This window comes from Streptomyces sp. NPDC001781 (assembly GCF_053596035.1).
On the sequence record NZ_JBSFFI010000034.1, the window covers coordinates 39,867 to 61,619 of the forward strand.

Sequence of the window (21,753 nt, forward strand, 5' to 3'; positions counted from 1 at the left end):
CCTCGCTCAGCCGCGCACCTCGTAGAGCACCTGTCCGGACGGGCCGGTCGTCACCGGACGCAGCCACGGCTCCGCGTCGGCGGCCGGCCCGATCACCCAGCGCACCCCGTACCGGCGCGCTATGGCCCGCCTGGTGCCGGAGGAGGTGCCCGCGTCGAAGTACCGCTCCACCGCCGCGTCCCGGCCGCCCTGGTCCGGCAGGAACACGTCCGGGTAGCCGGGCGCCACGGTGTACGGGCCGTAAGCGGGGATCTGCCGGGACGGCACGGTACGGGCCATCACCACCTGCCCGTAGCCGACCCAGGGCGTGATCCAGTGGTAACCGACCCACGGCGGACGGTACTTGGCGGCGACCGGGGCGGGCAGGGCGTCGCGCGGGACCACATAGCCGAGCATCCCCGCCTGGCCCCACGCGCCCACGGCCAGGGCTGCGGCGAGCAGGCCGGCCCAGCCGAGCCGGAACGCCCGCCGCCCGCCCGACACGGTCTCCAGCGCGGCCGCGAGCTGGGCCGGGATCAGCGCGGCGGGCGCGGCGCGGCCCCAGGAGTAGTGTCCGGTGAGCCCCCCGGCCGCGAACAGCAGGGCGCCCAGGACGAAGAACAGGACCAGCGGGTCCCGGTGGTCGCGCCGGCCGCGCAGGACGAGCGCGACCACCCCGAGCAGGGCGAGCCCGAACCGGCCGGGCAGGTCGGAGTAGAGCGACCGGTGGATCGCCTCAAGCCCGGTGCCGGCGGAGAACAGCGCGAAGAAGTCGTAGTACGGCCACAGCCACAGCAGGACGATACCCACGGCGAGCGCGGCGGCGAGCCTCGGGATGACCCGGCGGTCCGGTCGGGCGGCGAGGACCGTGGCGAGCGCCCCGAGGGTGGCGACCACGCCGGTGAACTGGTGGCACAGCAGGATCAGTGCCCAGAGCGCGCCGAGGCCGGCCCAGCGGGCCCGGCTCGGGGACGCGTGGAGAGTGGTCGTGAGCCAGGCCCAGAAGTGGAAGGAGAGCCCGAGCGCGAAGACGCTGGGGTACGCGACGGTCAGCGCGAGGGAGTTCAGACCGACGAAGCCGCTCCAGTTGAGCAGGTCGGGCCCCCACAGGAGGACCAGGCACAGCAGGGCGAGCGCGGGCGCCGCCCGGTGCGCGCTGAGCGTGCGCGTGTACCGCCACACCCCGGTGAACAGCAGCCCGAGCCCGACCAGGGCACCGATCCGCAGCACCACGAACACTCCCAGCCCGGTCAGCCGGGCGAGCAGGCCCAGCGCCAGTATCCAGGGCGAGTAGTACGGGCTCGGGGTGTCCGCGTCGACCAGGGGATTGCCTGGGTCGAACAGGCTGTGCCGGAGCCGTTGCACGGTCGCCGCGTGTATGCCCAGGTCACCGGCCCAGGGAAGGCGCACCACGGCCAGCAGCATCAGCAGCGGGACGAGCGCGGCGAGGGCGACGGCCACCAGTGACGGGGCGTCCCGCGACGCACGGCCGCTCCGCGCGCGGGACCCGGTGAGGTTCGCTGTCACGGGCCAGACCCTATCCGAAACGGACAGATCACCCGGAAAGCGACAAGGGCGCCCCCGGCCGGGTTCTCCGGTCCGGGGGCGCCCTCCGCTCAGGCGGTGCCGGTCACGCGTGCGTGCGCAGCAGCGTCCGCATCGTGCGCATCGCCACCGAGAGGTTGGCGAGGTCGAACGCGTCCGAGCTGCGGATCTCCTCCAGCGTGGCGCGGGCCCGGCTCAGGATGGGCGCGTTCTTCTCCTCCCACGCCTTGAAGCGCTGCTCCGGCGTGGAGGTGCCGTTGCCCGCCGCGAGCACGTCCGCGGTGAGCGCCGCGTGCGCCGCGTACAGGTCCTCGCGGATGGAGGCGCGGGCCATCGACTGCCAGCGGTCCGCGCGGGGCAGCTCGATGATGCGGTCCATGAGCTGGGTGATGTGCAGCCGGTCGGCGAGGTCGTAGTAGACCTCGGCCACGTCCAGCGGCTCCTTGCCCGTGCGGTCGGCCACCGAGACGATGTCCAGTGCCGGGAACGCGGACGAGAACCCGGCCACGCGGGTGGCCAGTTCGGCCGGGACACCGGCGTCGGACAGCTCGTCGTACACGTGCTGGTACCACTCGAGGTCCGCGCCGCGCAGCAGCTTCGGCATCTGCTGCCAGACCTGCTCGACCCGGTCCGCGAAGAACTCCACGGTCTCGGCGAGCTGGAGCGGCTGCGGCCGGTTGTTCAGCAGCCAGCGGGTACCGCGCTCGACCAGCCGGCGCGAGTGCAGCCGGATCCGGGTCTGCACGGCCGCGTCGACCTGGTTGTCCAACGCCTCCACCGCGTCCCACACCGGGGACGAGCAGAAGATCGCACGGGCCGCGGTCTGGGCGCGGACGATCTCCTCCAGCGAAGCGCCGGTCTCCTCGCGCAGCCGGTGCAGATAGGTGGTACCACCCGTGTTCACCGTGTCGTTGACCAGCACGGTGGTGGTGATCTCCCGGCGCAGCGGGTGGCCGTCGATGGCCTCCGCGAACCGCTCGCGCAGCGCGGTCGGGAAGTACGCGTGCAGCAGCCCGCGCAGGTACTCGTCGTCCGGCAGCGAGGTGTGCAGCAGCTCCTCGGCGACCGTGATCTTCGTGTAGGCCAGCAGTACCGCGGTCTCGGGGCTGGTGAGGCCCTGGCCCTGGTTCAGCCGCTCACGGATCTGGCGGTCGGTGGGCAGGAACTCCAGCGCCCGGTCGAGGTGGCCCTCGCGCACCAGGTGCCGGATGAACCGGGCCTGCGCGTGCAGCATGTCCTTGGACTGGGCGAGCGCGTTGGCCAGGGCGGTGTTCTGCGCGTAGTTGTTGCGCAGGACCAGCGCGCCGACCTCGTCGGTCATCTCCGCGAGCAGCTTGTTGCGCTGCTTGACGGTCATGTCCCCGTCCGTGACCAGGCTGTTGAGCAGGATCTTGATGTTCACCTCGTGGTCGGAGGTGTCCACACCGGCGCTGTTGTCGATGGCGTCGGTGTTGATCCGCCCGCCCTGGAGCGCGAACTCGATCCGGCCGAGCTGGGTCAGGCCCAGGTTGCCGCCCTCGCCGACGACCTTGACACGCAGGTCGGCGCCGTCGACGCGGATGGCGTCGTTGGCCTTGTCACCGACGTCGGCGTCGGTCTCCGCCGAGGACTTGACGTAGGTGCCGATGCCGCCGTTCCAGAGCAGGTCGACCGGCGCCTTGAGGATCGTCTTCATCAGGTCGGCCGGGGTCATCTTGGAGATCTTCTCCTCGATGCCCAGCGCCTCACGGATGTGGTGGTTCAGCGGGATCGACTTCGCGCTGCGCGGGAAGATACCGCCGCCCGCCGACAGCAGCGAGGTGTCGTAGTCGGCCCAGCTCGAGCGGGACAGCTCGAACAGACGGCGGCGCTCGGCGTAGCCGGTGGCCGCGTCCGGGACCGGGTCGATGAAGATGTGCCGGTGGTCGAAGGCGGCGACCAGGCGGATGTGCTCGGAGAGCAGCATGCCGTTGCCGAACACGTCGCCGGACATGTCGCCGATGCCGACGACGGTGAAGTCCTCGGACTGGGTGTCCAGGTCCAGCTCGCGGAAGTGCCGCTTCACCGACTCCCAGGCACCGCGCGCGGTGATGCCCATGCCCTTGTGGTCGTAGCCCGCGCTGCCGCCGGAGGCGAAGGCGTCCCCGAGCCAGAAGTCGTAGGACTGCGCGACCTCGTTGGCGATGTCGGAGAACGTCGCGGTGCCCTTGTCGGCCGCGACCACCAGGTAGGTGTCCTCGCCGTCGTGGCGCACCACGTCCTGGGGCGGGACGACCTCGCCGGCCACCATGTTGTCGGTGATGTCGAGCAGGGCGGAGATGAACGTCTTGTAGCTGGCGATGCCCTCGGCCAGCCAGGCGTCCCGGTCCACACTCGGGTCCGGCAACTGCTTGGCGACGAAACCGCCCTTGGCGCCGACCGGCACGATGACGGTGTTCTTCACCATCTGCGCCTTGACCAGGCCGAGGATCTCGGTACGGAAGTCCTCGCGCCGGTCCGACCAGCGCAGGCCACCGCGCGCGACCTTGCCGAAGCGCAGGTGGACGCCCTCGACCCGCGGCGAGTACACCCAGATCTCGTACGCCGGGCGCGGGGCGGGCAGGTCGGGGATGGCCCGCGGGTCGAACTTCATCGACACGTACGCGTGCGGGCCGCCGTCGCGGGCTTCCTGGAAGAAGTTGGTGCGCAGGGTGGCCTTGATGACGGTGAGGAAGGAGCGCAGGATGCGGTCCTCGTCCAGGCTCGCCACCTGGTCCAGCGCGGCGTCCAGCTCCTCCAGCAGGGCGTCGGTGATCTCCAGGCCGGCCTTCTGCCGGTCCGGGGACATCCGGGCCTCGAACAGGGACACCAGCAGCCGGGTGGTGTGGACGTTGTTGCGGAGGGTGTCCTCCATGTAGTCCTGGCTGAAGGTGGAGCCCGCCTGGCGCAGGTACTTGGCGTAGGCGCGCAGCACCATCGCCTGCCGCCACGTCAGCCCGGCGCTCAGCACGAGGGAGTTGAAGCCGTCGTTCTCCGCCTGGCCGGTCCAGGTCGCGGCGAAGGCGTCCTGGAACCGCTCGCGGCCGTCCTCGCCGAGGTGGTCGGCGCCGCCCGCGGTCTGCGGCAGACGCAGGCCGAAGTCGTAGATCCACGCGGTGCTGCGGTCGGTGCGGCGCAGCTCGTAGGGGCGCTCGTCGACGACCTCGACGCCGAGCCGGTTCAGGACCGGCAGCACGGCGGAGAGGGAGACCGCGTCACCCTTGCGGTAGATCTTGAAACGGCGCTCACCGGGGGCCGCGCCCACCGGCTCGTACAGGCTGAGCGAGAAGTCGTTGCCCTTGTCGTTGCTGAGCCGCTCCAGGTGCACCAGGTCGGAGACCGCGGCGCGCGGGGAGTGGTCGGCCTTGTAGCCCTCGGTGAAGGCGTTGCTGTAGCGGCGCAGCAGCTCGGCGGCGCGCTCCTCGCCGCACTCGGCGTTGAGCGCCTCGGCGAAGCCGTCGGACCATGAGCGGGTGGCCTCGACCAGGCGGGTCTCGATGCGCTCCTTGTCGGCGTCGGACAGCTGCGGCAGCTCGGTGCCGGGCTGGACGCGGACGACGAAGTGCAGCCGGGACAGGATCGACTCGGTGTTCCAGGCGGTGAAGTCGACGCTGATGCCGCCCAGTTCCTCCTTGAGGATGTCGATGATCCTCAGCCGGACGCCGGTGGTGTAACGGTCGCGGGGCAGGTAGACCAGGGCCGAGTAGTAACGGCCGTACTCGTCCTGACGCAGGTAGAGCCGCAGCCGGCGGCGCTCCTGGAGGTACAGCACGCTGGTGGCGATGGACTGCAGCTCGGCGGGCGGGGTCTGGAACAGCTCGTCGCGCGGGTAGGTCTCCAGGATCTGGAGCAGGTCGCGTCCGTCGTGGCTGTTGGGCGAGAACCCGGCCCGCTCCAGCACCTCGGCGACCTTGCGCCGGATCACCGGCACCCGGCGCACCGACTCGGTGTACGCGGCGGAGGAGAACAGCCCGAGGAAGCGGCGCTCGCCGACGACGTTGCCGTGCGCGTCGAACTTCTTGACGCCGATGTAGTCCAGGTACGACGGCCGGTGCACCGTGGCCCGGCTGTTGGCCTTGGTCAGCACCAGCAGGCGGTGCTCGCGGGCCTTGGCGCGGGCGTCCGCCGGGAGCCGCTCGAAGGAGGGGCTGACCGGGTGCTCGTCGTCCTCGGAGTGGTGCGGGTCGGAGCGCAGGATGCCGAGGCCGGTGCCGGGCTTGGCGCTCAGCGAGTCGTCCCCGCGCAGCTCGTACTCGCGGAAGCCGAGGAAGGTGAAGTGGTCGGCGGAGAGCCAGCGCAGCAGCTCGCGGGCCTCGTCCACCTCGGCGGCGGGGAGGTCGGCCGGGCGGGGCTCGTCGCGCAGGCCGTCGGCGATGCGGACGGCCGCCTCACGCATCTTCTCCCAGTCCTCGACGGCCTCGCGCACGTCGGACAGGACGCGCAGGAGGTCGGCGGAGATCTGCTTGAGGTCGGCGCGGTCGGTCTCGCGGTCGATCTCGACGTGGATCCAGGACTCGACGTGCGCGTCGTGGGGCAGCTCGCCGTGCGGGCCGGTGGGCAGGACCTCGATCAGCTTGCCGGCGACGTCGCGGCGGACGACGACCTGCGGGTGGATCACGACGTGGATGCCGCGGCCCTGGCGGGTCAGCTCGTTGGTCACCGAGTCGACCAGGAAGGGCATGTCGTCGGTGACGACCTCCACGACGGTGTGGCTGCACGTCCAGCCGTTCTCTTCCACGGTCGGGGTGTGCACCCGCACGTTGGCCGTGCCCTGCGGGCGGGTCTCGGCGAGACGGTAGTGGGAGACCGCGGCACCGAAGACGTCGACCGGGTCGCGGTCGGCGAGGTCCTCCGGGGCGGTGTGCAGGTAGTAGCGCTGGAGGAACGCGAGCACCGCTTCGCTGTCCGGGGTGCCGGAGGTGCCCTCGCTCGTGGTCCCGGTCGGTAGGTGCCCCCCGAGCGGGCTGTTCTCAGCTACCCGAGCGGCCCGATCGAGCAGCTCGGCCTTGGCTTCGTCCAGCTTGGTCTGCATTGTCCTCTGGCTCCTGTCGCGCGCCGTTGCGTGACGTAGAAGGAAGTACGGTCTCTTCCCCTCCGGTATGACGCCACGGCCCGAGGTGTCCGGTCCGTTCCGACGCTATGCCGCGAGGTGAGATGGGCGGGGGGATTTCGGCCATTGTCGACAGAGTTGCCGGAGGCGACGCTGCGCTCCGCACCGTCGTACCGGATGCCGTCCCCGGCGTCCGGGAGCTGTCCCGCCCGAGAGGACCAGCGACCGCCGCCCGGTCACGGAGCTCGTCCGTGCGGTCCGGGCGCAGGGCAGGGACTGTGCCGTCCCCGCGGGATATCGCGCTGATCACGCCACAAGGCTATCGCTCCCGACGGGGGCCCCGTCATGAGCCGTATGTGTACAAAACCGGGGGGTGAAGTTTGACGTTCTGCACAGCGGCGGCGAGGGCGTCGGTGGCGTATTCGCGCCAGGGCCCGGACGGCTGCGACGCCGTCACGACGCTATTCGGCGGGCCTCCGCGACGGCCTCGGCCAGGCTGTCCACGACGGGCGCGCCGACGCCGCGCAGGCTCTCCGGGCCGTGCGAACCGCCCGTGTAGAGCACGGCGCGTGCCCCGACGTGCCGGGCGGCCAGCGCGTCGTCGGCCGCGTCACCGATGACCACGGTCCGCCCGGGGTCCACCAGGGTGCTCATCGCCTCCAGGTGGCGGACCATGTGCTCGGCCTTGCTGCCGCCGGAGGGGCCGGTGCGGCCGTCCACACGCAGGAAGTGCGACTCGATGCCGAGGCCGCGCACCAGCGGGACCAGCTCCTCGTGCCCGTACATGCTCAGCAGGGACTGGCTGTGGCCGTCCGCTCCCCACCCGGCCAGCAGCTCGGCCGCGCCCTCTGTGAGCCCGCAGCGCACCCGGTGCTCGGCGTAGTGCCGGTGGAAGGCGCCGTCCATGACCTCCCATTCGAGGTCGCTGGGCAGCCTGCCCATCAGGCGCTCGTAGAACCTGGGTACGGGGACGCAGTACAGCGCGCGGTACCGCTCGAGGGTGATCGGCTCCAGGCCCAGCTCGGCGAAGGCCGCGTTGGTCGCCCCGATGATCGCGTCGTTGTCGTGGAACAGCGTGCCGTTCCAGTCCCAGACGATGTGTGCGCTGTGTCCCGTCCCCATGCGAAAACCGTACCGGGGGCCACTGACAGTGCGTAAGGGCGAGCGGGTCGCGCGCAGGTCAGGAGCCTGCCAGCAGCGCCGGGATCTCCTGCGTGGCGAACCACAGCAGTTCGTGGCCGTCGGCGCCGTCCACGGTCTCACGGGCCGCGTCGTCGCCCGCGTCGGCCGCCTCGACGGCCCGCGCCGCAGCGGTGACGTCGGCCTCCGCGTCGTCGGCGTCGGCGTGCACGGCCGCGGCCTTGGCGAGCCGTGCCGAGGCGGTGACCGTCACCTCGCCGAGGCCGTCCGGGTCCGGGGTGACGGCGCCGTCCGCGACGTCGACCGCGACGACGACGCGGCGCGGGGCCGCCTCGGGGTCGGCGGCCAGCAGCCGCAGCGAGGCGGCCGCGGCCTCGCCGAGCGCGGTGTACTCCAGCTCCTCCAGGTCGTCCGTGCCGCACCACTCGCGCAGCGCGGGGGTCACGGCGTAGGCGGCGAACGGGTCCGCCGCCAGCACACCCGTCTCTTGGGCCTCGGCGAGGCCGGGGAGGGTCAGGGGTACGTAGACGCGCATGCGGGCCGCACTTTCCTGGGTCGGAGGAGGGCCTCCAGAATACGTGCGGCCGTCCCCTTTCGAGTCCCCGCCCGACCCCCTTGCGGCGTCAGCCCGCCGCACCGCGCGTCACCCTCGCGCACCGTGCGGGCAGGGGGTTCACGGAGGCCTCCGTCACCCGGATAAGTGAAGCCCGCAGTGCCCGCGACACCGGCCGGGCATCCTTGCCGGGCCGGTCCCCGTCCCCGTACAAGGTCCCCACCTACTTGAGTTACCGCCCGGTATACGCCGGGCCGGTCGAACGGGGACTTCCGATGAACAAGGTCATGAGCCGCAAGCCGCAGACCCGGCCGCACCACCGCCCGCCGACCCGCCACGACACCCGCCGCCCCGGCACCCCCGTCCGCGGCCGTACCGCCACCGCGCGCCCCACCGACCTCTTCGCGGACCGCCTGCTGGCCGTGCTGAGCGGCCAGCGCCCCGTCCACTGGATGCTCCGCCACACCGCGGGTTCCGCCTACGACGACCTCGTCCGCCTGGCCGAGCGCACCCCCCTGCGCACCCGGGGCACCGCATGCCCCACCGTCCACGACCTCGGCTGGTTCGTCCCCCGCGCCGGTGCCCTCGAGGTCTTCGCCCGCATCGCCGCCGGCACCCACCTCCGCGCGCTCGCCTTCCGCCTCGAACAGTCCGAGGATCTCCGCTGGCGCTGCACGGCGGTGGAACTGGCCTCCCCGCCGGGCCGCCGCTCCTTGACGCCCTGAGGGGCGACTGGAGGGCATCAGGGGCCCTGTGCGGTGTGTCGTCGGGCCTCCCTGGGGGCCGGCGCGACGCGGGGCCGGGCCCCCGCTTGCGGGGGGACCCGGCCCCGGTGCACTGCCCGAGCCGTGTGAGGGCTACTTCTTGCGGCGCCGGCCGCCCTTGGCCTGGCGGCGGCGTTCCGCGCGGGTGAGGCCGTCGGACTCGGAGCGGACGGGCTCGTCGTCCTCGAGATCGCGCTCGATGACGCCGCCCTCGCCGTCCACGGTGGGGGCGGAGAAGTGCAGGTCACGACGCTGCGGCACATCGAGGCCCTTGGCCCGGATCTCCGGACGCGCCCCGGCGGGAACCTGCGCCGGCACGGCGTCCTGGATGCCCTCGCCGACCGGCTGAGCCTCGACCGGGACCTCCTCGACCTGCTGCTCGACCTGGACCTCCAGGTTGAACAGGTAGCCGACGGACTCCTCCTTGATGCCCTCCATCATGGCGGTGAACATGTCGAAGCCCTCGCGCTGGTACTCCACCAGCGGGTCCTTCTGCGCCATCGCACGCAGGCCGATGCCCTCCTGGAGGTAGTCCATCTCGTAGAGGTGCTCACGCCACTTGCGGTCCAGCACCGACAGCACCACCCGGCGCTCCAGCTCACGCATGATCTCGGAGCCGAGCTGCTCCTCACGCGCCTCGTACTGCGCGTGGATGTCGTCCTTGATGGACTCGGAGATGAACTCCGCGGTGAGACCGGCCCGGTCGCCCGCTGCCTCCTCCAGCTCCTCGATGGTGACCTTCACCGGGTAGAGCTGCCGGAAGGCGCCCCACAGCCGGTCCAGGTCCCAGTCCTCGGGGAAGCCGTCGGCGGTCTCGGCCGCGATGTACGCGTCGATCGTGTCGTTCATGAAGTGCTGCACCTGCTCCTGCAGGTCCTCGCCCTCCAGGACGCGGCGCCGCTCGCCGTAGATGACCTCACGCTGCCGGTTGAGCACCTCGTCGTACTTCAGGACGTTCTTGCGCGTCTCGAAGTTCTGCTGCTCCACCTGCGACTGCGCGGACGCGATCGCGCGGGTGACCATCTTGTTCTCGATCGGCACGTCGTCCGGCACGTTGGCCATGGCCATCACGCGCTCGACCATCTGCGCCTTGAACAGCCGCATCAGGTCGTCACCGAGCGAGAGGTAGAACCGCGACTCGCCGGGGTCGCCCTGACGGCCGGACCGGCCGCGGAGCTGGTTGTCGATACGCCGCGACTCGTGCCGCTCGGTACCGAGGACGTAGAGACCGCCGCTGAGCTCGACCTCCTCCTTCTCGGCCTTCACCGCCTGCTCGGCCCGGGCCAGCGCGGCGGGCAGCGCGGCCGCCCACTCCTCGATGTGCTCCTCGGGGTCGAGCCCGTGCTGGCGCAGCTCCGCCTCGGCGAGGTCCTCGGGGTTGCCGCCGAGCTTGATGTCGGTACCGCGGCCGGCCATGTTGGTGGCCACCGTCACGGCGCCCTTGCGACCGGCCTGCGCGACGATCGACGCCTCGCGCTCGTGGTGCTTGGCGTTCAGCACCTCGTGCTGGATGCCGCGCTTGCTGAGCTGCTGGGAGAGGTACTCCGACTTCTCCACCGAGGTGGTGCCGACCAGGATCGGCTGGCCCTTCTCGTGCTTCTCGGCGATGTCGTCGACGACCGCCTCGAACTTGGCGACCTCGGTGCGGTAGATCAGGTCCGACTGGTCCTTGCGGACCATGGGCCGGTTGGTCGGGATCGGGACGACGCCGAGCTTGTAGATCTGGTGGAACTCTGCGGCCTCGGTCATCGCCGTACCGGTCATGCCCGACAGGCCCGGCACTTCCTTGCCGCTGTGGTCGTGGCGCTTGTAGAGGCGGAAGAAGTTCTGGAGGGTGATGGTGGCGAGCGTCTGGTTCTCGTCCTTGATGTCCACCCCTTCCTTCGCCTCGATCGCCTGGTGCATGCCCTCGTTGTACCGGCGGCCCGCGAGGATACGGCCGGTGTGCTCGTCGACGATCATGACCTCGCCGTCGATGACGACGTAGTCCTTGTCCTTCTTGAACAACTCCTTGGCCTTGATGGCGTTGTTCAGGTAGCCGACGAGCGGGGTGTTGACCGACTCGTAGAGGTTGTCGATGCCCAGCCAGTCCTCGACCTTGGACACACCGGACTCGTGGATGGCGACGGTGCGCTTCTTCTCGTCGACCTCGTAGTCGCCGGTCTCCTCGATGCCCTTGAGGGGATTGCCGGCCTCGCCCTTCTTGAGGCGGGTGACCAGCTTGGCGAAGTCGCCGTACCACTTGGTGGCCTGGTCGGCGGGGCCGGAGATGATCAGCGGCGTACGGGCCTCGTCGACGAGGATGGAGTCCACCTCGTCGACGATGGCGAAGTTGTGGCCGCGCTGCACCAGCTCGTCCGACGCCCACGCCATGTTGTCGCGCAGGTAGTCGAAGCCGAACTCGTTGTTCGTGCCGTAGGTGATGTCGCACGCGTACATCTCGCGGCGCTCGGCCGGCGTCATGTTGGCCAGGATGCAGCCGACTTCCAGACCGAGGAACTTGTGGACGCGGCCCATCATCTCGGAGTCGCGCTCGGCCAGGTAGTCGTTGACCGTGATCAGGTGGACGCCCTCACCGGAGAGGGCGTTCAGGTACGCGGGCAGGGTGCCGACGAGGGTCTTGCCCTCACCGGTCTTCATCTCGGCCACGTAACCGAGGTGGAGCGCGGCGCCGCCCATGATCTGCACGTCGTAGTGACGCTGGCCGAGGACGCGCTTGGCGGCCTCGCGGACGGTGGCGAACGCCTCGGGGAGCAGGTCGTCCAGGCTCTCGCCGTCCGCGTAGCGCTGCTTGTACTCCTCGGTGAGAGCCCGCAGCTCGGCGTCGGAGAGGTCGACGAAGTCCTCTTCGATGGAGTTGACCTGGTCCGCGATGCGGTGCAGCTTGCGCAGGATCTTGCCTTCGCCTGCACGCATGATCTTCGAGAGGACGGACACGGGGGGTGGTCTCCTTGCCGGTCGGGCCTGGGACGGTCGGTTTCCATAAGACTTGATTGAGCAACGGCCATCGTATGCGAGGACCCCGCCACGCCGGGAGGCCCGGCGGCGCAGTGGTCCTTCTACTCCGAACAACGTCCGGGTACCGCGGATGGTGCCGCGCCACGCCGATGAATTGCGCGAATGGTGATACGTCGCCCACACAGAGCGAAATACGTTGGCATCGAATGTCCGGTCCACGCACACTCGCCGGATGGACCCCGTCGTACTGACCACCGCGCGCCTGCTGCTGCGCGCCGTCCGCCCGGAGGACGCCGAGGCCGTGTTCGCGGCGGCCCAGGACCCCGCCATCCAGCGCTGGATCTCCTCCTTCCCCTCCCCCTACCGGCGCGAGGACGCCGAGACCTTCGTCGGAGGCACGGCGCCCGGGGGCTGGGCGGACGACTCGATGTACACCTTCGGCGCCTTCCTGCCGTCCGGGGAGCTGACGGGCATGCACAGTCTCTCGCTGCGCGGCCCCGGCCACGGCGAGCTGGGCTACTGGGCCGCCAGGGAACACCGCGGCCGGGGGTATGTCACCGAGGCCGCGTCCGCCGTCGCCCGCTGGGCCTTCAGCGCCCTCTCGGTGGACCGGCTGGAGTGGCGCGCCGAGGTCGGCAACAGCGCCTCCCGGGCGGTGGCCGAACGGCTCGGTTTCACCGTCGAGGGGGTCCTGCGCGCGGGCGTGGGCAGCCGGGGAGTCCGGCGGGACTCGTGGGTGGGCTCGCTGCTCCCCTCGGACCTCGGACTGCGTTCCTCGGTGCCGTACCTGCCCGCCCCCGCCCGCGTGCCGGAGGCGAAGACGCAGGTCGGCGGGGGCTGTCAGTGGCAGCCCCTATCGTCCCCGTCATGACGACCCTGCCGCGCCCCGCTGTCACCCTCACCGCGGACGACGCCCGCCGACTCGCCCTGCGGGCCCAGGGCTTCCTCGGCGCCCCCGACCGCCGCTCGGGCGCGCGCGGGGTGCTCCGGGCGCTGGGCGCGGTCCAGCTCGACACCATCTCGGTGCTGGCCCGCTCCCACGAGCTGATCCCGTACGCGCGCCTGGGCGCGGTCGGCCGCGCGTCCGTGGAGTCGGCCTACTGGCAGAGCCCGGCCTCCGGCACGCCGCACGCGTTCGAGTACTGGTCGCACGCCGCGTGCATCCTCCCCGTCGAGGAGTGGCCGCACTTCGCGTTCCGCCGCCGCGCCTACCGCGAGCGCCCGCACTGGAACCACCGGTTGCCCGAGGGGGTCTACGACCAGGTGATCAAGCAGCTCCGCGCCGAGGGGCCGCTCACCGCGACCGAGCTGGGCGGCGCGAAGCGCACCAGCGACTGGTGGGACTGGTCCGGCACCAAGGTCGCCGTGGAGCGCGCGCTGATGTACGGCGAGGTGGTCTGCGTGGAGCGCCGGAGCTGGAAGCGGGTGTACGACCTCGCCGAGCGCGCGATCCCGCGGGAGCTGCTCCACGACGACCTGGCCGACACCGAGTGCGTGCGCCGGCTGGTCCGGCTGGCCGGCGAGGCCCTGGGCGTGGGCACCCGAGCGGACATCGCGGACTACCACCGCCTCAAGGGCGAGCAGGTCGACGCGGTGATCGCCGAATCGGGTCTGGTACCGGTCGAGGTCGAGGGCTGGGGCAAGCCCGCCTGGGCCGACCCGGCCGCGCTGGTGGCGCCCCCGCGCGGGCGCCACCGCACGACACTGCTCTCCCCCTTCGACTCCCTGGTCTGGGAACGGGCCCGCACGGAGCGCGTCTTCGGCTTCACCCACCGTCTGGAGGCGTACGTGCCCAAGCCGAAGCGGGTGTACGGCTACTTCGCCATGCCGGTGCTGTCCGGCGGGCGGCTGATCGGCCGGGTGGACCCGGCGCGCGAGGGCCGCACCCTGGTGGCCCGGCAGGTCACGCTGGACGGCCCGAAGGCGGTGCCGGGTGTGGCGCAGGCCCTGGTGGAGGCCGCGTCCTGGGTGGGCTGCACGGACGTACGGGTGGAGCGGGTCGACGCTCCCGAACTCCGCGCGCCGCTCGCGCTGGAGCTGGCCCGCGCCGTCTCGTAGGCCGCGTGCGGGCGTGCGGGCGTGCGGCTAGCGGATCTCCAGGATCTTCTCGCGCATCGCGTAGACGACCGCCTCCATCCGGGAGTGCAGCTGCAGCTTCTCCAGGATGTTGCGGACGTGGTTCTTCACGGTGTTCTCCGAGATGAACAACTCCTTGGCGATGTCCCGGTTGTTCATCCCGGTGGCGACGAGCTTGAGCACCTCCAGCTCCCGGTCGGTCAGCCGGGGCGCGGGCACGAGCCGCCGCTCGTCGGTGCGCTGGATCATCGACTTGAACTCGGTGAGCAGCTTGGACGCCATGGAGGGGCTGATCTGCGACTGCCCGTCCGCGACGGCGCGGATGGCGGTGGCCACCTCGTCGGTGGAGATCTCCTTGAGGAGGTAGCCGGTCGCGCCCGCCTTGATGGCGTCGTAGAGGTCGGCCTCCTCGTCGCTGATCGTCAGCATGATGATCTTCGCGCTGGGGGCCACCTCCTTGATGGAGGTGCACGCCTCGATCCCGCCCCGCCGGGGCATCCGCACGTCCATCAGCACGATGTCGGGGAGCAGATCGGCCGCCTTGTCCACGGCCTCGGCCCCGTCCCCGGCCTCGCCGACGACCTGGATGTCCTCCTCGGCCGCGAGCACGATCTCCAGACCGCGGCGGAACAGCGCGTGGTCGTCGACCACGAGCACCCGGATCGGCTCGTCGCGTGCGGGGTCCAGGTCCGGCTCCATGCCGATGACGCCGTCGTCGGCGCCCGCGTCGCGCATCGGTCCGAAGGTGTCCGCCATCGTTCCTCCCCCTGAAGGCTGTGGCCCGTGATTCCGTGCCATCGCCAACCCAAGGCAGCGGCCCACCGGTTGGGCCGGTGCGGTCATGATTTCATGCTCCGGCGCCCGAACGGTGACGCACAGGGGGCGAACTGGTCGCGCACCGGTGCCCCTGGGGGCGCACTCGCGTCCCAGGGGCACCGTCTCCGCTCCCGCCGGGCAGGTCAGCCGCCCAGCGTGTCACCCGCCGCGGGCGGATGCGCCTCCGCCACCATCGGGTCCGTGTTGAGATGGATGACGCCGTAGTCGTAGGCGTGCCTCCGGTACACGACGCTCGGCTCCTTGGTCTCGGAGTCGACGAACAAGTAGAAGTCGTGGCCGACCAGTTCCATCTCGTACAGGGCCTGGTCAAGGCTCATCGGGGAGGCGACGTGGGTCTTCTCGCGGACGATCAGCGGGCCGTCGCCCTTGACCTCCAGCGAGCCGATCCTCTTGGTGGGCACCCCGTCGGACTCGGCGGCCGGGACGGGCTCGCCGTCGGGGTAGAGCGTCGCCACGCCCGGGACGACGTCGGCCACTTCGGCGGCCGGGGTGCGTCGTGCGCCCCGGCGCACGACTCGCTTGTCATGCTGCTTGCGCAGCCGTGCGTCCAGCTTCTCCGCGGCCATGTCGAGGGCCGCGTACGGGTCGCTGGCCGATGCCTCCGCCCGGATCACCGGACCGCGGGAGTGGAGCGTGATCTCCACCCGGTCGCAGCGGTCGGCCTGACGGGGGTTGGGCTCCTTGGACACCTCGACGTCGAGGCTGATCACCTTGCCGTCGAGCCTCTGGATCTTCTCCAGATTCAGCTTCTCGGCCACGTGTTTGCGGAACCGCTCAGGTACTTCGGTCTTGCGGCCCTTGACGACGATGTCCACGCAGAACTCCGTTCCCGGATCGCTCACGCCCTAGGCGGAGCGTCTCCCTTTCGCACCAGGTTCCGGTGAGCCCCGGAACCTCGGACTCGGTGACTTCCACCTCCTCCTCCCCCATGGGCGAGATCTCCATCCCCGTCACGCGTGAGTTCATGTGAAACCCACGGCACGGCAATCGGATATGAGAGGTGTGGCCTGGGCCTTTCCTCACAACCGAACATATCTCGCCCGGACGGATGTCGTCACCCTCTACTGAGGCGTACCTCCGATCAGGTGAATTACTCCCCTCACTACCTGCAACGACGTGGGTTCTCGGCCGGTTCCCCGCCTATTCGAAGGAATCACGGGGAGCGGCGATCACCGCAGCTCGGACGGCACTTCCGATGATGTCCATCGGCCTCTTTTCCGGTGCCCTATGCATCGACTTTCCTCTCCGCGCTCGGGCCCCGGTCTGTCGTTCCTCCCTACCTTCCCGAGTTGCGCCGCGATACACAGGCGCGTCCTGCTCCCACCGGATTCCGGCCGCCGCGCGGAGGGCGCGGGCCGCCTCGGCCAGGCTCGCGCCGGTGGTGATGAGGTCGTCGACGAGCACGACCCGTCCGCCGGCGAGGAGCTGCGCCCCGCCCGCCCGCAGTTCCAGCGCTCCCGCGAGGTTCTCCCGGCGCCGCCGGGCGTCCAGCCCCGCCTGGTCGGCCACCGGGCGCCGCTGCCGCAGCACGGCGGCCACCCGCGCGGGGACGCCGGCCTGCCGCAGTCGCCCGGCCGCCACCAGCGCCATCCGCCGCACCGGATCGTGCCCCCGCCGCCGCACCGCCCATCGCGCGGACGGCACGGGCACGAGGAGTACAGGCCCCGCACGCGACTCCGCTGTACTCCGGCCCGGTTCCGTTCCCAGCCCGGCGTGCACGGCTCCCGCGAGCGCCCCGCCCAGCGCCCCGGTGAGCGCGAGGGCGCCCCGTTCCTTGTGCGCGAGGAGGAGGGCCCGTACCTCCAGCGCGTACGGCGCCGCGGCGTGCACGACCGGCAGGCCGGGCGGTTCGGGCACCGGCCGCACCCGGCGCGGCTCCGCGCGCTCCAGCAGCGCACGGCACCGTGCGCACAGCACAGCCGGTGGTGACCCGCAGCCGCCGCACTCCGTCGGCAGCGCCAGGTCGCTGAGGTCCCGCATCCATCCCCGCATGGCCCCCACTGTGCCGAGGCCCGGACGACCCGGCCACCCCTGTGGAGAACACCCCTGTGGACGACCCCGGCCGGGGCACCACATCTCTCACCCGCACGAGTGAGGGAGTCGGTATCCGCAGGTCAGCGGACCCCTAGCCCGGATAGACCGGTGCCGTCCCGTCCTTGTCCAGCTTCTGCCACTGCGCCCCCGACGGCAGCCGGACGATCCCGTCCTCCGAGTAGGCCACCAGCGGCATCCGGTCGTCCTCGGCGGCGGCGATCGCCCTCACCCGGGACAGCGCGGCCGGCGCCGGACCCTCCAGCGCGGAGCCGTCCACCTGCACGTAGCGCATCTGGTGCACACCGCCCTGCTCGCGGCCGACCACCACGAGGCGGCTGTCGCCGGCCCAGGACATCGCGGTGACCTGCTCCATGCCGGGCGCCGCCGGACGCGGGTCGACGACGGCCGGAGGCTCGGCCGGGGTGCCGTCCTCGCCCTTCACGCCGGAGCTCAGGCTGTCGCCGCCCTCGATCCGGCCGATGAGCAGCGACTGCTGGTCACCCTTGGCCGCCACGACCAGCGCGATCCGCGTCCCGTCCGCCGCGACCCGCACGTCCCGGATCGGGCCGGGCAGCTCCGGCAGCGTCACCGCGACCGGCTTGCCGGTGCCCTGCGGGACGACGTAGAGCCGGGGCCGGGCCGGGTTCAGGTCGGCCACCCACAGATCACCTCGCGCGTCCCAGCAGGGCCGGCTCAGCCGCATGTCCTCGGCGGGCCCCTGGCTGGTCAGTACGGGCGGCTCCAGCGGGGCGATGGCGGCCACCGGGGTCACGTACAGGGAGCTGCCGTCCGCGCTGACCCCGGCCGCCGTGCGCTCGTCCCGCGATACGGCGACCGACCCGAGCTGCTTGGTGCCCTCGCCGAAGGCGCCCGGCACCGGGGCGGCATCGCCGGTGCCTGCGCCGGAGGCGGGCAGCCGGGTCAGCCGATGCTTGCCGTCCAGGTAGTAGAGGTAGTGGGGGCTCTGCGCGGAGGCGTGCCATGCGACGGAGTCCGCACGGCTCTCGACCAGGTCGCACAGCTGCGCCCCGCCGGGCCCGCGCAGGTCGACCGACGTCAGGTTCGGCGCCAGGTTCCGCAGCGTGAACAGCAGTTGGGTCGCCATCTCCGTGCAGCGGGCTGGGCCGACGCGGGCCGCCTTGGCGTTGAGCGGCACGGTCAGCCTGTTGTCGTCGTCCGGGGTCAGCCCGGTGGTGCCGTCCTTCAGCGCCGTGCCGGTCGGGAAGCTGGACCTGACCACCGGCCCGAGCCAGGCGGTGGGTCCGCGCAGCAGTGAGCGCACCAGCTCGGTCATCGGGTCGACCTTGCTGCGCATGAACACCGGGTCGGCGACCGCCACGGGGTCACCGGTCGCCCCGGCCCGGGTGTGGTCGGCGAAGTAGTACTTGTCGACGGACGTGTAGTTGCGCTGGAAGTCCGACTTGCCCATCACCACACCGTCGGGCGGCGCGTCGATGCGCCACTGCCCGCTCTTGGGGTCCTGGACCAGATGCACCTTGGCGCGGTAGTCGCCGTGCGCCGGGGCGTACGCCTGCTGATCGTCCACCGTGGCCACCCGATCACCCGCCAGGGTGTAGGTGCGCCCGGCGTCGGGCTCCCGTCCGGCCGGCGGGATCTCGGCCATGATTCCGGGCCCGTTCGCCAGCACGGTGGCCGAGCTCTCCGGCCGCCAGGCGCGTGCCGCCTGGGCGGTGAGGTACTTGCGCGCCGTGTCGTAGTGCGGATCGTCGCTGGTCAGCGCCTCCAGGAAGCCCTGCATGATCTCGCTGGGGGAAGCTCCCTCGGCGGGTGGCACGGCGAAGACCCGTACCCCCGTGTCCTGGCGGGGCGTGGACTCCACGTTGCGCAGGTCCCCGCTGTCGGGCATCGAGGCGCAGCCGCCCAGCAGTACGGCTCCGCAGACCGCGTACGTCACCGCGCGCCCCGGCGTACGCCGGGCGCCCCCCTCGCGCTCAGCGACCACGGAACGCCTCCCCTGCCTCGGTCGAGTCCTGCCCGGCCGGTTCCGGGCCGCCCCCCGCACGCGGGTCGGGGACCCGCGCGCCGGTCCTGCCGTCGGGCCGCCGCCCGCCGTTCGCGGTCCGGGGCACCACACGGTTGCCGTTGCCACTGCCGGGCAGCGCCGTCGGGTCGGCCACCGGCGCGGTGCCCTGGCGCGGTGCCAGGGCGGACGCGTTGCCGCCGTGCTGCTGCACCGGGACCGTCGCCAGCTTCTCCGCTCCCCCGCGTGGAGTGCCGCCGTCTTCCGGGCCCCGGTTGCGGCGCGAGTCCTTGGGCTCCAGCGGTATCGGCGAGCCCCGCAGCGGCTCGTCGGCGGTACGCGGCAGGGTCAGCCGGAACTGCGAGCCGCCACCCGGCTCGCCCCACGCCTGGAGCCAGCCGCCGTGCAGCCGGGCGTCCTCCAGCGCGATCGACAGCCCGAGCCCGGTGCCACCGGTGGTACGCGCGCGTGCCGGGTCGGCCCGCCAGAAACGGCTGAAGACGCGGGTGGCCTCGCCGGGCTTGAGCCCGACACCGTAGTCCCGCACCGCGACGGCGACGGCGCCGCCCGCGCTGGCCAGCTTGACCACCACGTCCTTGCCGTCACCGTGCTCGACGGCGTTGACGACGAGGTTGCGCAGCACCCGCTCCACGCGCCGGGCGTCCGCCTCCGCGACGACGGGCTGGAGGTCACCCACGACGCGTATCCGGCTGCCCTTGCGCTCGGCGAGCGGCGCGGCCCCGCCGACGACCCGCCGGACGACCTCCCTGAGGTCGATCGGCTCGGCCTCCAGCGCGGCCGCGCCCGCGTCGAACCGGCTTATCTCCAGCAGGTCGGCGAGCAGAGACTCGAACCGGTCGAGCTGGTCGGCGAGGAGTTCGGCGGACCGCGCGGTCATCGGGTCGAAGTCCTCACGGGCCTCGTGGATGACGTCGGCGGCCATGCGGACGGTGGTCAGCGGGGTGCGCAGCTCGTGCGAGACGTCGGAGACGAACCGCCGCTGCATCCGCGACAGGTCCTCGAGCTGCTGGATCTTGAGCTGGAGGTTCTGCGCCATCTTGTTGAAGGCCTCGCCGAGGCGCGCGATGTCGTCCTCGCCGGTGACCTTCATCCGCTCCTGGAGCCGCCCGGCGGACAGCCGCTCGGCGATGCCGGCCGCCATCCGTACCGGCGTGACGACCTGCCGCACCACCAGCCACGCGATGGCCCCGAGCAGGACGACCACGAAGAGGCCCGCGGTCGCCAGGGTGCCCTTGACCAGGCTCAGCGACTTCTCCTCCTGCGTGAGCGGGAAGAGGTAGTACAGCTCGTACGGGTGCCCGTTGGGGTCGTTGACCTGCTTGCCGATGACCAGCGCGGGCTGGGAGTCCTTGCCGTTGCTGTAGACGATGCGGGTGTAGCTCTGCGCGGCGGCGGTGCTGGAGCTGCTGTTGACCCGGTCGCGCAGATCGGCGGGCACGCTCTCGGCCGGGCTGACGTATCCGGAACCACGCGGGCTGCGGCCACCGCCGCTGTCGTCGCCGACGGGCAGCGTGACCACGTCGAAGGCACCCGAACCACCGCTGGACAGCGACTCCACGAGATCGCTCATCCACTGGATGACGTTCTGGGACTGCCGGCCGTCGGTGCCGTTGCCGCCGGTGCCGCCGTGAGTGGCGGCCGCGGTCTCGTCAGCGCTCTGCCGGGCCACGGCGAAACCGCCGGTGGCCTGGCTCTGCGACGCCTTGACCTTCGCGTCCAGCAGGCCGTTGCGCACCTGGCCGATGACGACGAAGCCGAGCAGCAGCACGACGCCGAGCGACATCAGCAGGGTGGTGGCGACGACCCGGAGCTGGATGTTGCGCCGCCACAGCCGCATGACGGGAAGCAGCGGACGGCGCACCCAGCGGACGAGCAGCCGGACGACCGGACTGCCCTGGACACCGCCGCTCAGCAGTGCGGCGGTGAAGAGGCGGCCCCGGCGCGGATCCCCCGCGCCGCGGCCGGACTCACGGCCCGGACCGGCGCCGGGCCGGCCGGGAGCCGAGGCGGCGCTGTCCCCGGACATCTCAGCTCGGTCCGGCCTTGTAGCCGACGCCACGGACGGTGACCACGATCTCCGGCCGCTCCGGGTCCTTCTCGACCTTGGAACGCAGCCGCTGCACATGCACGTTGACCAGACGGGTGTCGGCGGCGTGCCGGTAGCCCCAGACCTGCTCCAGCAGCACCTCGCGGGTGAACACCTGCCACGGCTTGCGCGCGAGCGCGACGAGCAGGTCGAACTCCAGCGGGGTCAGCGCGATCGACTGCCCGTTCCGCTTCACGGAGTGCCCGGCCACGTCGATCACCAGGTCACCGATGGTGAGCTGCTCCGGCGCCGGCTCCTCCGACCTCCGCAGCCGCGCCCGGATACGGGCCACCAGCTCCTTCGGCTTGAACGGCTTCACGATGTAGTCGTCCGCGCCCGACTCCAGGCCCACGACGACATCGACGGTGTCGCTCTTGGCGGTGAGCATCACGATCGGCACCCCGGACTCCGCCCGGATCAGGCGGCACACCTCGATGCCGTCCCTGCCGGGCAGCATCAGGTCCAGCAGCACAAGATCGGGCTTGGACTCCCGGAAAGCGGCCAGCGCCTTGTCCCCGTCGGCTACGAAAGACGGCTCAAAACCTTCACCACGCAGCACGATGCCGAGCATCTCGGCCAGTGCGGTGTCGTCGTCGACGACAAGGACTCGTCCCTTCATAAAGGCCATCATCCCATTCTCATAACGACGACAGAGCCGCAGGTGAGGCACGTCACTGGCCTGTGACGATAGTCGTACGACGCGGTCACTGTCTGCCCCTGCCGCGCAGGGGA

General features: G+C 71.6%; 14 protein-coding genes. 3 read left to right on the top strand and 11 right to left on the bottom strand.

All coding sequences use genetic code 11. From position 1 onward, the window contains the following. Positions 1 to 6: 6 nt before the first annotated feature. The 4 genes from ACWCV3_RS25150 to ACWCV3_RS25165 all read right to left on the bottom strand — a co-directional run bounded on the left by ACWCV3_RS25150 (position 7) and on the right by ACWCV3_RS25165 (position 8,246). Positions 7 to 1,404, bottom strand: coding sequence for a hypothetical protein (locus tag ACWCV3_RS25150; protein ID WP_451228393.1), 1,398 nt, complete (start codon positions 1,402 to 1,404; stop codon positions 7 to 9). 205 nt (positions 1,405 to 1,609) lie between these two features. Further along, positions 1,610 to 6,553, bottom strand: a complete 4,944-nt coding sequence (locus ACWCV3_RS25155; protein WP_451228343.1) for an NAD-glutamate dehydrogenase — start codon at positions 6,551 to 6,553, stop codon at positions 1,610 to 1,612. 471 nt (positions 6,554 to 7,024) lie between these two features. Continuing rightward, on the bottom strand, positions 7,025 to 7,693 hold the full coding sequence (locus ACWCV3_RS25160; protein WP_451228345.1) for an HAD family hydrolase: 669 nt from the start codon (positions 7,691 to 7,693) through the stop codon (positions 7,025 to 7,027). A gap of 58 nt (positions 7,694 to 7,751) precedes the next feature. Next, positions 7,752 to 8,246 (bottom strand): DUF6912 family protein, encoded by a 495-nt coding sequence (locus ACWCV3_RS25165; protein WP_451228347.1) that lies wholly within the window; start codon positions 8,244 to 8,246, stop codon positions 7,752 to 7,754. A gap of 305 nt (positions 8,247 to 8,551) precedes the next feature. On the opposite strand from ACWCV3_RS25165, the gene ACWCV3_RS25170 reads away from it, so the two are divergent. After that, positions 8,552 to 8,989 carry an Rv3235 family protein gene (locus ACWCV3_RS25170; RefSeq protein WP_451228350.1) on the top strand — a complete coding sequence of 146 codons (438 nt, stop codon included), beginning with the start codon at positions 8,552 to 8,554 and terminating at the stop codon, positions 8,987 to 8,989. Positions 8,990 to 9,121: 132 nt separating this feature from the next. Here the strand turns inward: ACWCV3_RS25170 and secA are convergent, their stop codons facing one another. After that, positions 9,122 to 11,965, bottom strand: a complete 2,844-nt coding sequence (secA, locus tag ACWCV3_RS25175) for a preprotein translocase subunit SecA (RefSeq protein ID WP_451228352.1) — start codon at positions 11,963 to 11,965, stop codon at positions 9,122 to 9,124. A 253-nt stretch (positions 11,966 to 12,218) separates the two neighbouring features. Here secA and ACWCV3_RS25180 point away from each other — a divergent pair, with 253 nt between their 5' ends. Together ACWCV3_RS25180 and ACWCV3_RS25185 are read left to right on the top strand one after the other, a co-directional pair. Next, a complete protein-coding gene (locus tag ACWCV3_RS25180) occupies positions 12,219 to 12,857 on the top strand; it encodes a GNAT family N-acetyltransferase (protein WP_451228355.1) in 639 nt (212 codons plus the stop codon). Further along, complete coding sequence (locus ACWCV3_RS25185; RefSeq protein ID WP_451228358.1) at positions 12,854 to 14,044, top strand: winged helix-turn-helix domain-containing protein; 1,191 nt, start codon at positions 12,854 to 12,856, stop codon at positions 14,042 to 14,044. The genes ACWCV3_RS25180 and ACWCV3_RS25185 overlap by 4 nt, the downstream gene beginning before the upstream one ends. 27 nt (positions 14,045 to 14,071) lie before the next feature. Here the strand turns inward: ACWCV3_RS25185 and ACWCV3_RS25190 are convergent, their stop codons facing one another. From ACWCV3_RS25190 to mtrA, 6 genes are all read right to left on the bottom strand, one after another. Beyond that, positions 14,072 to 14,818, bottom strand: coding sequence for a response regulator (locus ACWCV3_RS25190; RefSeq protein ID WP_451228361.1), 747 nt, complete (start codon positions 14,816 to 14,818; stop codon positions 14,072 to 14,074). A gap of 203 nt (positions 14,819 to 15,021) precedes the next feature. After that, on the bottom strand, positions 15,022 to 15,714 hold the full coding sequence (hpf, locus tag ACWCV3_RS25195) for a ribosome hibernation-promoting factor, HPF/YfiA family (protein ID WP_451228396.1): 693 nt from the start codon (positions 15,712 to 15,714) through the stop codon (positions 15,022 to 15,024). A 325-nt stretch (positions 15,715 to 16,039) separates the two neighbouring features. Then, the gene (locus ACWCV3_RS25200) at positions 16,040 to 16,891 is read right to left on the bottom strand and encodes a ComF family protein (protein WP_451228364.1); all 852 of its coding nucleotides are present in this window, start codon (positions 16,889 to 16,891) and stop codon (positions 16,040 to 16,042) included. A gap of 133 nt (positions 16,892 to 17,024) precedes the next feature. Then, on the bottom strand, positions 17,025 to 18,896 hold the full coding sequence (locus ACWCV3_RS25205) for an LpqB family beta-propeller domain-containing protein (RefSeq protein WP_451228366.1): 1,872 nt from the start codon (positions 18,894 to 18,896) through the stop codon (positions 17,025 to 17,027). Continuing rightward, the gene (gene mtrB / locus ACWCV3_RS25210; protein WP_451228369.1) at positions 18,886 to 20,961 is read right to left on the bottom strand and encodes an MtrAB system histidine kinase MtrB; all 2,076 of its coding nucleotides are present in this window, start codon (positions 20,959 to 20,961) and stop codon (positions 18,886 to 18,888) included. Before mtrB ends, ACWCV3_RS25205 begins: the two co-directional genes overlap by 11 nt. A gap of 1 nt (position 20,962) precedes the next feature. Next, complete coding sequence (gene mtrA / locus ACWCV3_RS25215; RefSeq protein WP_451228371.1) at positions 20,963 to 21,652, bottom strand: two-component system response regulator MtrA; 690 nt, start codon at positions 21,650 to 21,652, stop codon at positions 20,963 to 20,965. Positions 21,653 to 21,753: the final 101 nt, after the last annotated feature.

Excerpts from the sequence above, each read along its gene's own strand:
- ACWCV3_RS25150 (WP_451228393.1), bottom strand. The coding sequence starts at position 1,404 with ATGCTGCTGGCCGTGGTGCGCCTTCCCTGGGCCGGTGACCTGGGCATA.
- ACWCV3_RS25200 (WP_451228364.1), bottom strand. The coding sequence starts at position 16,891 with ATGCGGGGATGGATGCGGGACCTCAGCGACCTGGCGCTGCCGACGGAG.
- ACWCV3_RS25180 (WP_451228355.1), top strand. The coding sequence starts at position 12,219 with ATGGACCCCGTCGTACTGACCACCGCGCGCCTGCTGCTGCGCGCCGTC.
- mtrB (WP_451228369.1), bottom strand. The coding sequence starts at position 20,961 with ATGTCCGGGGACAGCGCCGCCTCGGCTCCCGGCCGGCCCGGCGCCGGT.
- ACWCV3_RS25165 (WP_451228347.1), bottom strand. The coding sequence starts at position 8,246 with ATGCGCGTCTACGTACCCCTGACCCTCCCCGGCCTCGCCGAGGCCCAA.
- ACWCV3_RS25160 (WP_451228345.1), bottom strand. The coding sequence starts at position 7,693 with ATGGGGACGGGACACAGCGCACACATCGTCTGGGACTGGAACGGCACG.
- mtrA (WP_451228371.1), bottom strand. The coding sequence starts at position 21,652 with ATGATGGCCTTTATGAAGGGACGAGTCCTTGTCGTCGACGACGACACC.
- ACWCV3_RS25190 (WP_451228361.1), bottom strand. The coding sequence starts at position 14,818 with ATGGCGGACACCTTCGGACCGATGCGCGACGCGGGCGCCGACGACGGC.
- ACWCV3_RS25170 (WP_451228350.1), top strand. The coding sequence starts at position 8,552 with ATGAGCCGCAAGCCGCAGACCCGGCCGCACCACCGCCCGCCGACCCGC.
- ACWCV3_RS25185 (WP_451228358.1), top strand. The coding sequence starts at position 12,854 with ATGACGACCCTGCCGCGCCCCGCTGTCACCCTCACCGCGGACGACGCC.
- ACWCV3_RS25155 (WP_451228343.1), bottom strand. The coding sequence starts at position 6,553 with ATGCAGACCAAGCTGGACGAAGCCAAGGCCGAGCTGCTCGATCGGGCC.